Here is a 12,645-nt window from a genome sequence, read left to right as displayed (position 1 = left end):
CCCCCACCTTCCGCGTCGATCACTCGGGAGGGACGGTAGCGCGATTTCCCGCCGCCGCGGGACGCCCCGGGTGGTGCGGGCGCGGGGCCGAGCCGCCGGCCGTGCGGCCAGCGACCGTACGGGGAGAGGCCGTTGGAGCGGCCCGCCGGGTGCGCTCCGCCCGTCCCGTTCAGGCGGTGGCGTCGCCCAGCGCCTCCAGCAGGGCGCGCAGGGTCCCGGCGAGCCGGTCGCGTTCCTCGGGGGAGAGGCCGGCGAGCAGGGCCTGTTCGGTGGCCAGGTGGTCGGGCAGCGCCTGGTCGACCAGGGCGAGGCCGGCCTCGGTGAGGGCGACCTGGACGACCCGGCCGTCGGTGGGGCTCGGGGTGCGGGTCACCAGGCCGCGTTCCTGGAGCCGGTCGAGGCGCTGGGTGACGGCGCCGGAGGTGACCATCGCGGAGCGCATCAGCTCGGCCGGGGTGAGGTGCCGGGACGGGCCGTTGCGCCGCAGCGTGGCGAGCACGTCGAAGGAGGCCGCGTCGAGGCCGTGGGCGGCGAAGGTGCGTTTCATCGCCGGTTCCATCAGCGACCAGAGCCGTTTGAGCCGGCCGATCACCGCCATCGGTGAGACGTCCAGATCGGGCCGCTGCTCGGCCCACTGCGCCAGTACTCGGTCCACGTGGTCGGTCACGGGTGCAGTCTAGTAGATCTCTTAGCGATGAGATATGTTGTCTTAGTGCTAAGGAATCGATCGGCCACCCTGCTGCTCACCGCCCTCGCCCCTGCCGTCTGGGGCTCCACCTACCTCGTCACCACCGAACTCCTCCCGCCCGGAAGGCCGTTACTGGCCGCGGTGCTGCGCGCCCTGCCCGCCGGCCTGCTGCTGCTCCTGGTCACCCGGAAACTGCCGACCGGCAGCTGGTGGTGGAAGTCCCTGGTCCTCGGCGCGCTGAACATCGGCGTCTTCTTCGCGCTGCTGTTCGTCGCGGCCTACCGGCTACCCGGCGGCGTCGCCGCCACCGTCGGATCCGTCCAACCCCTGCTGGTGGCCGGCCTGTCCGCCGTCCTGCTCGGCCGGCGGCTCACCCCGGCGGTCCTGGTCGCCGGGGTGACGGGCATCGCCGGGGTCGCCCTGCTGGTGCTGCGCGCCGACGCCCGCCTGGACGCCCTGGGAGTGGCGGCCGCCCTCGGCGGCGCGGTCGTCATGGCGACCGGCGTCGTCCTCAGCAAGCGCTGGACCTCCCCGGCGTCGCTGCTCGCCACCACCGGATGGCAACTGGTCGCCGGCGGGCTGCTGTTGCTGCCGGTCGCGCTGTTCGTCGAGGGGCCGCCGCCGGCCGAACTCACCGCCCGCAACCTGCTGGGCTACGGCTACCTGAGCACGGTCGGCGCCGCACTCGCGTACACCCTGTGGTTCCGCGGCATCAAGGCGCTCTCCCCGACCGAGGTCACCTTCCTCGGGCTGCTCAGCCCGCTGGTGGCCGCCGTCCTCGGCTGGATCGCGCTCGACCAGGGCCTCTCCGGGCTCCAACTCCTCGGCGGGCTGCTCGCGCTGACGGCCGTGGTCCTCGCCCAGACCGGTGGCTCCCGCAGCCGTCCGGCCGCCACCGTGCCCGACCGGCGCGGCCCGGCCACCCGCCGTACGCCGGTCCGCTGACCCCGCCCACCCGCACGCCCATCCACCGGCCCCGCCCGCCCGGCGGTTCCGGACCCGTCCACCAGGAGCAGACCACCATGCGCATCACCGTCCTCGGCGCCGCGGGCGCCGCCGGCAGCCGGATCGTCTCCGAGGCCGTCGCACGCGGCCACCGGGTGACCGCCGTCGTCCGCGACCCCGGCCGGTTCCCGGACCTCCACCCGGCCGCCCGGCCCCGCACCGGCGACGCCCTGAGCCCCGACAGCATCGCCGAACTGAGCGCCGGGCAGGACGTGCTGATCAGCGCCACCCGCCCGGCCCCCGGCCGGGAGGGCGACCTCGCGGAGGCCGCCCGCGCCCTGCTCGCGGGCCTGTCCCGCACCGGCACCCGGCTGCTGCTGCTCGGTGGCGCCGGCAGCCTGACGCTGCCCGGCAGCCCGCAGCTCACCGTGCTGGACGGCCCCGGATTCCCCGCCGACTGGCGGCCGATCGCGCTGGCCTGCAACGAGCAGCTGGCCGTCTGCCGCGCGGAGCGGACCGTCGACTGGGCCTACCTGAGCCCGGCGGCCGTCCTCGAACCGGGGGTGCGCACCGGTGCCTACCGGCTCGGCACCGACGAACTGATCGTCGACGCCGAGGGCAACTCGGCCATCTCGATGGAGGACCTCGCGGTCGCGCTGCTGGACGAGGCCGAGCGCCCCGCCCACCACCGCACCCGCTTCACCGTGGGGTACTGACCGGTCCGTGCCCCGCGGCGGCCCGGACCCGGCTCACGGCCCGGACCCGGACCCGGCTCACGGCCCGGACCCGGACCCGGCTCACGGCCCGGACCCGGACCCGGCTCACGGCCCGGACCCGGCTCACTTCCCGAGCGGCTGGGTGAAGCGCAGGAGGTTGCCGGCCGGGTCGCGGAACCCGCAGTCGCGGACGCCGTAGGGCTGGTCCATCGGCTCCTGGAGCACCTCGGCGCCGGCGGCGCTGATCCGCTCGAAGGTGGCGTCGCAGTCGTCCGTGGCGAAGATGACACCGCGCAGCAGGCCCTTGGCCATCAGCTCCGCCATGGCCTGCCGGTCGGCCGCCGAGGCGTTCGGGTCGGCGAGCGGCGGCTCCAGCACGATGTTCACGTCGGGCTGCGAGGGCGGTCCGACGGTCACCCAGCGCATCCCCTCGAACCCGACGTCGTTGCGCACTTCGAGGCCGAGCACGTCCCGGTAGAAGGCGATCGCCCGGTCGTGGTCGTCGACGGCGATGAAGCACTGCGAGAGCCTGATGTCCATGCGGTCCACGCTACGGCCGGGAGGCCGGACCTGCTTCTCCGTTCCTGACCGGCCTGGTGTGGATCTTCGCCATGCAGGCCGGGATGGCGGCGCCGTCGTCGTGGCTCCGGGCCCGGTAACTGCTCGGGTTCTCCCCGACCAGCTCGGTGAAGCGCGCGCTGAACGACCCGAGCGAGGTGCAGCCGACCGCGAAGCACACCTCGGTCACCGACAGGTCGCCCCGCCGCAACAGGGCCTTGGCCCGCTCGATGCGGCGGGTCATCAGGTAGCTGTACGGCGTCTCGCCGAACGCGGCGCGGAAGCTGCGCGAGAAGTGGCCGGCCGACATCAGGGCGTCGCGTGCCAGCGCCGGGACGTCCAGCGGCTCCGCGTAGTCGCGGTCCATCCGGTCACGGGCCCGCCGCAGCCGTACCAGGTCGTCGAGATCGGGCCGTTTCACCCGCCCATGGTCCCACAGCCGCACCGGGGGCCGCGGTGGCCCGTGCGCGCGGGGCACGGGTCACCACGGCCGCCACCTGACCGCGGGAACCCCCGGGCGAGCCGGGGTCAGGCGCCGACGTACGCCGCCAGGTGCTCGCCGGTGAGGGTGGAGCGGGCGGCGACCAGGTCGGCGGGGGTGCCCTCGAAGACGATCCGGCCGCCGTCGTGGCCGGCGCCGGGACCGAGGTCGACGATCCAGTCGGCGTGTGCCATGACCGCCTGGTGGTGCTCGACCACGACGACCGACTTCCCGGAGTCGACCAACCGGTCGAGCAGGCCCAGCAGTTGCTCGACGTCGGCGAGGTGCAGGCCCGTGGTCGGCTCGTCGAGGACGTACACGCCGCCCTTCTCGGCCAGGTGCGTGGCGAGCTTCAGCCGCTGGCGCTCGCCGCCCGACAGCGTGGTGAGCGGCTGGCCCAGGCTGAGGTATCCGAGCCCGACGTCGGCGAGCCGGCCGAGGACGGCGTGCGCGGCCGGCGTACGCGCCTCCCCGGCGCCGAAGAACTCCCCGGCCTGCGCCACCGACATCGCCAGCACCTCGCTGATGTCACGGCCGCCGAGGCGGTACTCCAGCACCGCCGCCTGGAACCGCCGGCCCTCGCACTCCTCGCAGACGGTGGCCACACCGGCCATCATCGCCAGGTCGGTGTAGACGACGCCCGCACCGTTGCAACCCGGGCAGGCGCCCTCGGAGTTGGCGCTGAACAGCGCCGGCTTCACTCCGTTGGCCTTCGCGAACGCCTTGCGGACCGGATCGAGCAGCCCGGTGTACGTCGCCGGGTTGCTCCGCCGCGAGCCGCGGATCGCCCCCTGGTCGATCGACACCACCCCCGCCCCGGCGCCCGCCGGGCCGTTCACCAGTGAGCCCTGGACCAGCGAGCTCTTCCCGGAGCCGGCGACGCCGGTGATGACGGTGAGCACCCCGAGCGGCACGTCGACGTCGACGTCCCGCAGGTTGTGCGTGCTCGCGCCGCGGATCCGCAGCGCGCCGGTGGGCTTGCGCACCGCCGCCTTGAGGGAAGCCCGGTCGTCGAAGTGGCGGCCGGTGATCGTGCCGGCGCCGCGCAGCCCCTCGACCGTGCCCTCGAAGCAGACCGTGCCCCCGGCCGTACCGGCGCCGGGACCGAGGTCGATGACGTGGTCGGCGATCGCGATCGTCTCCGGCTTGTGCTCCACCACGAGCACCGTGTTGCCCTTGTCCCGCAGCCGCAGCAGCAGGTCGTTCATCCGCTGGATGTCGTGCGGGTGCAGGCCCGCGGTCGGCTCGTCGAAGACGTAGGTGGTGTCGGTGAGCGAGGAGCCGAGGTGGCGGATCATCTTGACCCGTTGCGCCTCGCCGCCCGACAGGGTGCCCGAGGCCCGGTTCAGCGAGAGGTACCCGAGGCCGATCTCCACGAACGAGTCGAGGGTCTGCCGCAGCGTGGCGAGCAGCGGCGCCACCGACGGCTCGTCGAGGCCGCGGGCCCAGTCCGCCAGGTCGGTGATCTGCATCGCGCAGGCGTCGGCGATGCTGATCCGCTTGATCTTCGACGACCTGGCTCCCTCGCTGAGCCGGCTGCCCGCGCACTCGGGGCAGGTGGTGAAGGTGACCGCCCGCTCCACGAACGCCCGGATGTGCGGCTGCAGCGCCTCCTTGTCCTTGGCCAGGAAGGACTTCTGGATCTTGGGGATCAGCCCCTCGTAGGTGAGGTTCACCCCCTCGACCTTCACCTTCGTCGGCTCCCGGTACAGGAAGTCGCGCATCTCCTGCTCGGTGTAGTCGCGGATCGGCTTGTCCGGGTCCAGCAGGCCCGACTCGGCGTAGACCCGGACCGTCCAGAAGCTGTCCGACTTCCAGCCGGGGATGGTGAAGGCGCCCTCGGCCAGCGACTTGGAGTCGTCGTAGAGCTGGGTCAGGTCGATGTCGGAGACGGCGCCCCGGCCCTCGCAGCGGGGGCACATGCCGCCGGTGCGGTTGAAGGTCGCCTTCACCGTCCTGCGGTCGCCGCGCTCGACGGTGATGGCGCCGCTCGCCCGGACCGACGGCACGTTGAACGCGTACGCGCTGGGCGGGCCGATGTGCGGCCTGCCGAGCCGGCTGAAGAGGATGCGCAGCATCGCGTTGGCGTCGGTCGCGGTGCCGACCGTGGAGCGGGGGTCGGCCCCCATCCGCTGCTGGTCGACGATGATCGCGGTGGTCAGGCCTTCGAGCACGTCGACCTCGGGCCGGGCCAGCGTCGGCATGAAGCCCTGCACGAAGGCGCTGTAGGTCTCGTTGATGAGCCGCTGGGACTCCGCGGCGATCGTGCCGAACACCAGGGAGCTCTTGCCCGAGCCGGAGACGCCCGTCAGGACCGTCAGCCGCCGCTTGGGGATCTCGACGCTGACGTCCTTGAGGTTGTTCACGCGCGCGCCGTGCACGCGGATCAGGTCGTGGCTGTCGGCGACGTGCGGCGCAGGCGCCTGCGAGTCCGTCCGCGTGGCCTTGCTCATGGTGTCTCCATACTGTCGGGCGGAGCCGCCCTCGCGGTCTCCGTCGGCGGTGCCCGGTTCGATCCAATCAGTTCCGGGCGGTCCGCCGGGTGGTTCCGGCGGCTCCGCCCCGCGGGCCCGTCCGCGCGTTCACCGGTCCTGGAGCAGCCCGAGCAGGTTGCCGTCGGGGTCGGTGAAGGTGGCCACCAGCCGGCCGCCGCCCACGTCGTGCGCGGCCTCCTTCACGGTGCCACCGGCGGCGGTCACGGCGGCCAGCCTGGCCTCGATGTCCGGTACGTGCCAGTACGCCACCGGGCCGGGCGTGCTCTGCGGTCCACCGGCCGGTACCAGGCCGATCTGCTGCCCCGCGACCTCGTAGCCGACGTAGTAGGACGAGTCGGTCTGCGGCGGGACGCCGAGCAGGGCGGTGTACACCTGCTTGGCCGCCGCGAGGTCGGAGACGGGGTGCAGGACGGTCTTGATTCCCTGGTTGGAAGCGTCGGTCATGGTCACTCCTCAAGTCGTGGATCCGGTCCGCGCGGGCCGGCGGGACGAGGTCCCGCGGGCCGGGCTCTCCATGTCCGCCACGCTAGCCGCGGCTCGCGGATCCGCGCTTCTCGATTCCTGATCGGTCCGGTCGGCAGGTCGGCAGGTCGGCAGGCTGGCAGGTCGGCAGGCTCGGAGGTCGGCCCGCGCCGCGGCGCCCCCCCGGCTACCCGCCGTCGACCCCGGCCGCGGTTCCCACCCCGGCCCCCGACCCGGCCACCCCGGCCACCGCGGCCTCGGCCGCCCGGACGAAGGCGAGGACCACCGGATCGGGCCGCTCCGACGGCCAGGCGATCACGACCCGGCTCGGCGGGTGACCGGTGAGCGGTACGAAGGCGACGCCCTCGGCGCGGTGCCGGTGCGCCGCGCCGGCCGGCAGGATGCCGACCGCGCCCTGCCACACCACGGCGTGCAGGCACTCCGCGACGGAACGGACCACCGGCCCGCCGCCCGGTGCGGGCCGGCCGCCCGACCAGTACCGGCGCCACGCGGGGTCGCTCTCCTCGGGCAGCCGGATCCACGGGCGCTCCCGCAGCTCGTCCACCGTCGTGGCGGCCCGCCGGGCCAGCGGGTCGTCCACCGGGAGGACGGCCACCAGCGGCTCGGCGGCGAGCTCCCGGACGCCGAGCCCCGCCGTGTCGAACGGGAGCCGGGTCAGCGCGAGGTCGACCAGCCCCGACCGCAGACCGGCCGTCGGGTCGTCGATCCCGCTCTCCCGCATCCGCACCTCGGTGTCCGGGTGCGTCCGCCGGAAGGCGGCGGCCGTCCGCGGACCGAAGTCCAGCCCGGCCCCGGCGACGGCGCCCACCACCACCGCACGCCGCCGACCGGCCTCCCGCACCCGCCGGCCGGCGAGCTCCGCGGACTCCAGCAGCCGTCTGGCCTCCACCAGCAGCACCGACCCGGCCTCGGTGAGCCGCACGCCCCGCGGGGAGCGGTCGAACAGCCGGCAGCCGAGCTCGTCCTCCAGCTCCCGGATCCGCTGGCTCAGTGGCGGCTGGGACATGTGCAGCCGCGCCGCCGCCCGGCCGAAGTGTTGCTCCTCGGCGACGGCGACGAAGTAGCGCAGGCGGCGGTGGTCCATGCCCGGCACCATATCGGGACGCTCTCGACCCCATCGAAACGGTCTTGGACCGGGTCGGGCCGCGGCTGGTGGGCTTGGTCCCGCACACGTCTCGGTTCCACTCCTGCGGAGGTCATCCCGTGCAGCACGCCACGCCCTGCCACCCGTACCACGATCCGTCCGACCTGAACCGGGCCCGCGCCGTCGGTGCCCTCGCCGCACCGGAGTTCGCGGCCTGGCGCTCGTTCCAGGAGGCCGTCGACCGCGGCGACGGCGCGCTGCCGCGCCGGACCCGGGAACTGCTCGCGATCGCGGTCGCGCTCACCACCCAGTGCTCCTACTGCCTCGACGTCCACACGGCCCAGGCCCGCCGGTACGGCGTCACCGAGCAGGAGCTCGCGGAGGTCGTCTTCGTGGCCGCCGCCGTCCGGGCCGGCGCCTCGCTCGCGCACGGCCTCCAGGCGATGAAGCTTTACGAGGCGCACGGCGCGGCCGCCCCGCTCCCGTCGTAGCGTTCGCGCCGGTGCCGGCACGGATCACGCGTCCGATCGGGTGGCTCGGTGGGTCCCGCCCCCGGGCGGCGGGTAGGACGTTCGGCGGGTCGGCCTCGTGGCCGCCGTGGAGCGGAGGGAGCGGGTATGGGCACCGAGCGTCATGCGATCGCCACGGCGATGGACGAGGTCGAGCGGCTGCTCTGTCGGACGGTCACCGACCCGGTCTGCCGCTCCCGGGACCAGCGGTTCAGGCTCACCGACGAGGCGGACCTGCTGGCGACCGTCGGCACCGCCCTCGAAACCCTCGACCGGCTGGCCCGCGGCCTGGCCGACCAGCTCACCAGCGCCACCTCGCGGGGCGCCTTCCACGACGCGGCCCGCCACCTGTCGGCGGCCGCGGACGTGGTCCGGGACGGCCACGGGCGGGCTCCCGGTGCGGACGGCGGGTAGCACGGCCCGGAGGCGTCAGACCGCGCCGTCGCGCGGGGCGTTGGCGGTCCGGATCCAGCGCAGCAGGGTGTCCAGCAGCTCGGGGTCGATCTTGGCGGCCCGCCGCAGCGCGTCGGTGTCCCCGACGGCGAGCGGCACCCGCGCGGCGTCGAGGGCGCGGACCAGGTCGGCCCACCGGCCGGCGGCGTCCGGGCCCGCCAGGGTGTCCTGGGCGGCCGGTGGCGGCGCGCCGGCCGCCCCGGGACGGTCCGGGCGGGGCCACGGGCCCGGCTGCGGTCGTGGTCCCGTCCGCGCCGGGCCGGGCAGCGGCGGGTACGCCCACGCGGCGCGTGGGTCGGCTGGGGGAGACGGCGGGGCACCGTCGGCGGGCTTCACCACCGGCCCAACCCCCGGGCGGGGCCCGACGGCACGCACACTGCTCCGTCCGGGGGAGGCGGCACGCGGAGCGCCCCACGAAGGTGAGGAGGGGCGGCGTCGTGAAGGCCGGACCTGCAGCGGGTGGTCCGGCCTTCCCCGGGCGGGTCGGTCCGTGCAAGGCCCTGCCTGCCGGGTCGGCCGGAGCGCTTCCGGTACCGGAAGGGGTGCGCGCCGCGGCCTTCGAGTCGGGTCGCCGAATTCCGGTGGCTGCCCTTGGAGGACGACGGTAGCGGGCCGGACGGCCCTTGCGTATCCCAACCGGTGGGTATCCCGCTGGATGGGACGCCCCCGTGGGCCGCGGCCGGGCTACGGCCGGGGCCCGGCCTGGGCGTTGGGGCCGGTCGACGGGAGCGGCGTGCGCCAGTCGAGCAGCCGCAGGAGTTCCTCGTCCACCCGCTGCTCGGGCCGCTGGGAGTCCCGGGCCGGCGGGACGGCCGCGCCGGGTTCGGCGCCGGCTGCGACCGGAGGGGCGGACCGGGCGGCGGTGAGCCGGCCGCTCACCTCGATGTTCCGTTCCGTCCGGGGCCGGCGCAGGAGCTCGTACCGTTCGAGGGCGGCGGCCGGTGAACGGGCGTCGCGCAGCGCCTTGGCGAGCACCACGGCATCCTCCAGCGCCATCGAGGCGCCCTGGCCGGTGGCCGGGGAGGCGGCGTGCGCCGCGTCGCCGATCAGGACGGTCCGGGGACCGTGCCAGCGGCCCCCTGGGCCGAGGTGCAGGGCGTTGGTGACCATCAGCTGCTCGCCGGTCGCGGCGACGATACCGGCGGCAGGCGTCCGGTCGGCCCGCAACAGCGGCAGGAGCTGCTCGCGCCACGCGTCGGGGGTGGTGCCGGCGAGCTCCTCGGCGGTCGCCGGCGGCCCTGGCACCCGGGCGAACCAGTACGTCTCGCCGGCGGGGGAGACGGCGTAGCCGAACGCGGTGGCGCTGCCGCGGACCATGGTGATCCGGTCCGACGGGCTGTCGGGCGGCACCACGGCGTCGGCGGTGTAGCCGTAGAAGACCCGCTGACCGGCGTACTCGGGCCCGGCGCCGTCCGGGTCGAGCCGGCCGCGTACGGCGGAGTGCAGCCCGTCGGCCCCGATCACCAGGTCGGCGGTGGCCGAACTGCCGTCCGCGAACGTCACCGTGACGTCCTCGGAGCGCTCGGCGACCCCGACCAGCCGGGCCGCGTGCCGGATCGGGATGCCGCGGCGCCGGACCTCGCGCTGGAGGGCGGCGCCGAGCGCGGCTCGGCGCAGGCAGCGGTAGCGGGTGAGCGGGTGCTCGTGCTCCCCGAGCGGCACAGCGGCGAGCTCGTGCCCGGACTCGTCGAGGACGTTCATCGCCGTGAGCGGGAAGCCCAGGCCGGCCACCAGCGCGGCGGCGTCGAGCTGGGCGAGCGCGCGCATCCCGTTGCTGGCCAGGGTGAGGAACGCGCCGGTGTCCGCGCCGCTGTCCGGGTGCGCCTCGTGGACGGTGACGCCGAAGCCCGCCTTGTGCAGGCCCAGTGCGACCGCCGTGCCGGCGATGCCGCCGCCGATGACCATGATCCGCGCCAACTCGGCCCCCTCCGGCTCCGCTTCCGGGCCCCCGGCGGCTGCCGGCGACGACGTTTCAGGCGACCATAGCGCCGCCACGGCGCCGGCCCGGCCCGAACCGGCGGGGGCGGCCGAATCCCGCCCCTCGATCGTCGGTGAACGTCCGGTTCCGCCCGCCGTGCGGGTCTCGGGCCGACCGTGTGCCCGGACGGGATGCAGCTGCGGAACATCGTCAGGCACCGGCACGCGGTCGACCGCACGTCAACGAGGCCGGCACGGACGGAGCGGGGAGCCGGCCGTCGGCTCCCCGGGTGGCAGCCAGCCCGCAGGATCCCCTGGTCGAGCAACAGGCGTCCGCGGACGGCGTTCCGAACCCGACGGGGCGGTACGCCCAGGAACCGGGACGGAACGGACAGCATCGATTCCATCGTAGGGTGAGGGATCGTCAACCGGGTCGAACGACTCGATGACCGATTGGAGACGAGCGTGGGGCTCATGGGTCAGGGTGTACCGATGCGGCTGGTGGTGACGGGCGGCGGCACGGGCGGGCACACCTACCCGGCGTTGACGGCGGTACGGACGCTGCAGGCGCGCCTGGCCGCTCAGGGGCGGACGGTGGAGGTGCTGTGGGTGGGCACCGCGGAGGGCCTGGAGGCCCGGGTCGCGCCCGCTGAGGGCATCAGGTTCGCTCCCGTCGCCACGGGCAAGGTCCGGCGTTCCTCGAACCCGCTGAAGATGATCTCTCCCGCGAACGTCCGCGACATGGGCCGGGTGCCCCTGGGAGCCGCGCAGGCCCGCTCGCTGATCGCCGAGTTCGCGCCGGACGTGGTGCTGGCGACGGGCGGGTACGTGGCGGTGCCGGTGGGGCTGGCGGCGCGCTCGTGCGGGGTACCGCTGGTGGTGCACGAGCAGACGGTGCGGCTCGGCCTGGCGAACAAGGTCCTCGCGCGGGCGGCGACCCGAGTCGCAGTCTCCTCGGAGTCCACGCTGCCGCTGCTGCCGGAGTCCGTGCGGAGCACCGCAGTGGTGACGGGCAATCCGGTACGGCCGGCGGTGCTGACCGGGCAGGCCGACAAGGCTGTTGCCGCCCTGGGCCTGTACGGGTTCGAGCGGGCCTTGCCGACGGTGTACGTCACCGGTGGGGCGCAGGGATCGGTACAGATCAACACGCTGGTGTCGGCGGTCCTGCCGTGGCTGCTGGAACATGCCAACGTCATCCACCAGTGCGGTCCGGCGAACGAAGCGGGCTTGCGTCGGCAGGCCGATTCACTGCCGCCGCACCTGGCGGGCCGCTATCTGCTGACCGGCTACATGGGTGCGGAACTGCCGGATGTCCTGGCGCTGGCGGACGTGGTGGTCAGCCGCAGCGGTGCGGGCACGCTCGCGGAGCTGACCGCGCTCGGCAAGGCGGCGGTGTTCATTCCGCTCGCGTCGTCGGCTGGCAACGAGCAGGCTCACAACGCCTCCTACCTTCAGCAGGCCGGCGCGGCGGTCGCCCTCCTCGGCGACGTCACGGCGGACGGCTTGTGGGAGGCGCTGACTGCGTTGCTGGCGGACCCGGTGCGGCGCGAGGCGATGGCGGCGCGTTCCCGGGAGCACGGCCGCCCGGACGCGGCGGAGCGCCTGGTCGACGTGGTGCTCGCGGCAGCTGCGGACCACTGAACCGGAGTGGCCCCGGTCCCGGCCCCGCTGAGAGGGCCGGGACCGGGGCCGCGTGGTGTGCCGTCAGCTCCGGCCGCGCCGACGGCGCTCAGGGTACGGCGGACCTGCTCCACGGTGGCAGGGAAGTACACGTGCTGCGCGCCGTGGCCGCCACGAGGCGTGACCACCGGCTCGGTCCCGCCGGGGATCTGGTCGAGCCGTTCGGGCCGCCGGGTGCGCGGGGTCGGCGCCCGGTGTGCGGTCGGCGCCCGGTGGAGGTCGGCCGTGTCGAGGCAGGACCGTACCGACTCGGCCGTGGGCAGCCACACCTGGACGTGGGCACCGCCGGGTGCTCACCCTCGCGCGATCCCCTCCGGAAGACGGTCGCCGCGATCCGTGCCCGGATTTCCTCGCTCACGTGTTTCCCGCGCGTTCCGGGCAGGCCGGCAGGGTCGCAGGACGGTCGGCGGGACCGCCTCCCGACGTCTTCCCGTCGACCGTTCCTGCGACCTTTCGTGCTCACCTTGACGCTGTCATCACCGCAGGTCAGCGCACCCGTCCGCGCGGTTTGAGGGGGAGCGGCGGGAGCTCCGGGGCGCTCAGTCGGTGGCCGTCGTAGCCGTGGACGTCGCCGAAGCGGTGGCCGGTCGTCCAGGCGTCGCGGGCCTGGGCGATTTCGTCGTGGGTGCGGCCGAT

The 12,645-nt window shown here is 74.8% G+C and carries 13 protein-coding genes and 1 pseudogene; 5 read left to right on the top strand and 9 right to left on the bottom strand.

Annotated features, from left to right (window positions below; translation table 11 throughout):
* Positions 1-169 precede the first annotated feature (169 nt).
* Entirely contained in the window at positions 170-667 is a 498-nt protein-coding gene (locus ACIOFR_RS38645; protein WP_401004964.1) for a MarR family winged helix-turn-helix transcriptional regulator, read from the bottom strand.
* 45 nt (positions 668-712) lie between these two features.
* Here ACIOFR_RS38645 and ACIOFR_RS38640 point away from each other — a divergent pair, with 45 nt between their 5' ends.
* Both ACIOFR_RS38640 and ACIOFR_RS38635 read left to right on the top strand, forming a co-directional pair.
* Complete coding sequence (locus tag ACIOFR_RS38640) at positions 713-1,633, top strand: EamA family transporter (RefSeq protein ID WP_401004962.1); 921 nt, start codon at positions 713-715, stop codon at positions 1,631-1,633.
* Positions 1,634-1,710: 77 nt separating this feature from the next.
* Positions 1,711-2,349, top strand: a complete 639-nt coding sequence (locus ACIOFR_RS38635; protein WP_401004960.1) for an NAD(P)-dependent oxidoreductase — start codon at positions 1,711-1,713, stop codon at positions 2,347-2,349.
* A gap of 123 nt (positions 2,350-2,472) precedes the next feature.
* Here ACIOFR_RS38635 and ACIOFR_RS38630 read toward each other — a convergent pair whose 3' ends face one another.
* From ACIOFR_RS38630 to ACIOFR_RS38610, 5 genes are all read right to left on the bottom strand, one after another.
* The gene (locus tag ACIOFR_RS38630; RefSeq protein ID WP_401004958.1) at positions 2,473-2,889 is read right to left on the bottom strand and encodes a VOC family protein; all 417 of its coding nucleotides are present in this window, start codon (positions 2,887-2,889) and stop codon (positions 2,473-2,475) included.
* Between the two features lie 10 nt (positions 2,890-2,899).
* Positions 2,900-3,274: a helix-turn-helix transcriptional regulator gene (locus tag ACIOFR_RS38625; RefSeq protein WP_401004992.1), complete on the bottom strand. Its 375-nt coding sequence runs from the start codon at positions 3,272-3,274 to the stop codon at positions 2,900-2,902.
* Between the two features lie 161 nt (positions 3,275-3,435).
* Positions 3,436-5,841, bottom strand: coding sequence for an ATP-binding cassette domain-containing protein (locus ACIOFR_RS38620; protein WP_401004956.1), 2,406 nt, complete (start codon positions 5,839-5,841; stop codon positions 3,436-3,438).
* Positions 5,842-5,970: 129 nt separating this feature from the next.
* A complete protein-coding gene (locus tag ACIOFR_RS38615) occupies positions 5,971-6,327 on the bottom strand; it encodes a VOC family protein (RefSeq protein WP_401004954.1) in 357 nt (118 codons plus the stop codon).
* Positions 6,328-6,532: 205 nt separating this feature from the next.
* Complete coding sequence (locus tag ACIOFR_RS38610) at positions 6,533-7,450, bottom strand: LysR family transcriptional regulator (RefSeq protein WP_401004952.1); 918 nt, start codon at positions 7,448-7,450, stop codon at positions 6,533-6,535.
* Between the two features lie 119 nt (positions 7,451-7,569).
* On the opposite strand from ACIOFR_RS38610, the gene ACIOFR_RS38605 reads away from it, so the two are divergent.
* On the top strand, positions 7,570-7,941 hold the full coding sequence (locus ACIOFR_RS38605; RefSeq protein ID WP_401004950.1) for a carboxymuconolactone decarboxylase family protein: 372 nt from the start codon (positions 7,570-7,572) through the stop codon (positions 7,939-7,941).
* A gap of 126 nt (positions 7,942-8,067) precedes the next feature.
* On the top strand, positions 8,068-8,373 hold the full coding sequence (locus ACIOFR_RS38600) for a hypothetical protein (protein WP_401004948.1): 306 nt from the start codon (positions 8,068-8,070) through the stop codon (positions 8,371-8,373).
* Between the two features lie 15 nt (positions 8,374-8,388).
* Here the strand turns inward: ACIOFR_RS38600 and ACIOFR_RS38595 are convergent, their stop codons facing one another.
* Both ACIOFR_RS38595 and ACIOFR_RS38590 read right to left on the bottom strand, forming a co-directional pair.
* Positions 8,389-8,751 carry a hypothetical protein gene (locus ACIOFR_RS38595; protein ID WP_401004946.1) on the bottom strand — a complete coding sequence of 121 codons (363 nt, stop codon included), beginning with the start codon at positions 8,749-8,751 and terminating at the stop codon, positions 8,389-8,391.
* A 345-nt stretch (positions 8,752-9,096) separates the two neighbouring features.
* Positions 9,097-10,329, bottom strand: a complete 1,233-nt coding sequence (locus ACIOFR_RS38590; RefSeq protein ID WP_401004944.1) for an FAD-dependent monooxygenase — start codon at positions 10,327-10,329, stop codon at positions 9,097-9,099.
* Between the two features lie 492 nt (positions 10,330-10,821).
* Between ACIOFR_RS38590 and ACIOFR_RS38585 the strand changes: the two genes are divergently transcribed.
* Positions 10,822-11,970, top strand: coding sequence for a UDP-N-acetylglucosamine--N-acetylmuramyl-(pentapeptide) pyrophosphoryl-undecaprenol N-acetylglucosamine transferase (locus ACIOFR_RS38585; RefSeq protein WP_401004942.1), 1,149 nt, complete (start codon positions 10,822-10,824; stop codon positions 11,968-11,970).
* 525 nt (positions 11,971-12,495) lie between these two features.
* Here ACIOFR_RS38585 and ACIOFR_RS38580 read toward each other — a convergent pair.
* A pseudogene (locus ACIOFR_RS38580) lies at positions 12,496-12,645 on the bottom strand (pirin family protein); the annotation flags it as partial.

This window comes from Kitasatospora sp. NPDC088346 (genome assembly GCF_044740765.1).
Classification (GTDB): Bacteria; Actinomycetota; Actinomycetes; order Streptomycetales; family Streptomycetaceae; genus Kitasatospora.
This window is presented reverse-complemented; position numbering and strand designations above follow the sequence as displayed.

Coding starts and splice junctions, on each gene's coding strand:
- ACIOFR_RS38625 (WP_401004992.1), bottom strand. CDS start 3,274: ATGGACCGCGACTACGCGGAGCCGCTGGACGTCCCGGCGCTGGCACGC.
- ACIOFR_RS38585 (WP_401004942.1), top strand. CDS start 10,822: ATGCGGCTGGTGGTGACGGGCGGCGGCACGGGCGGGCACACCTACCCG.
- ACIOFR_RS38610 (WP_401004952.1), bottom strand. CDS start 7,450: ATGGACCACCGCCGCCTGCGCTACTTCGTCGCCGTCGCCGAGGAGCAA.
- ACIOFR_RS38615 (WP_401004954.1), bottom strand. CDS start 6,327: ATGACCGACGCTTCCAACCAGGGAATCAAGACCGTCCTGCACCCCGTC.
- ACIOFR_RS38620 (WP_401004956.1), bottom strand. CDS start 5,841: ATGAGCAAGGCCACGCGGACGGACTCGCAGGCGCCTGCGCCGCACGTC.
- ACIOFR_RS38630 (WP_401004958.1), bottom strand. CDS start 2,889: ATGGACATCAGGCTCTCGCAGTGCTTCATCGCCGTCGACGACCACGAC.
- ACIOFR_RS38635 (WP_401004960.1), top strand. CDS start 1,711: ATGCGCATCACCGTCCTCGGCGCCGCGGGCGCCGCCGGCAGCCGGATC.
- ACIOFR_RS38600 (WP_401004948.1), top strand. CDS start 8,068: ATGGGCACCGAGCGTCATGCGATCGCCACGGCGATGGACGAGGTCGAG.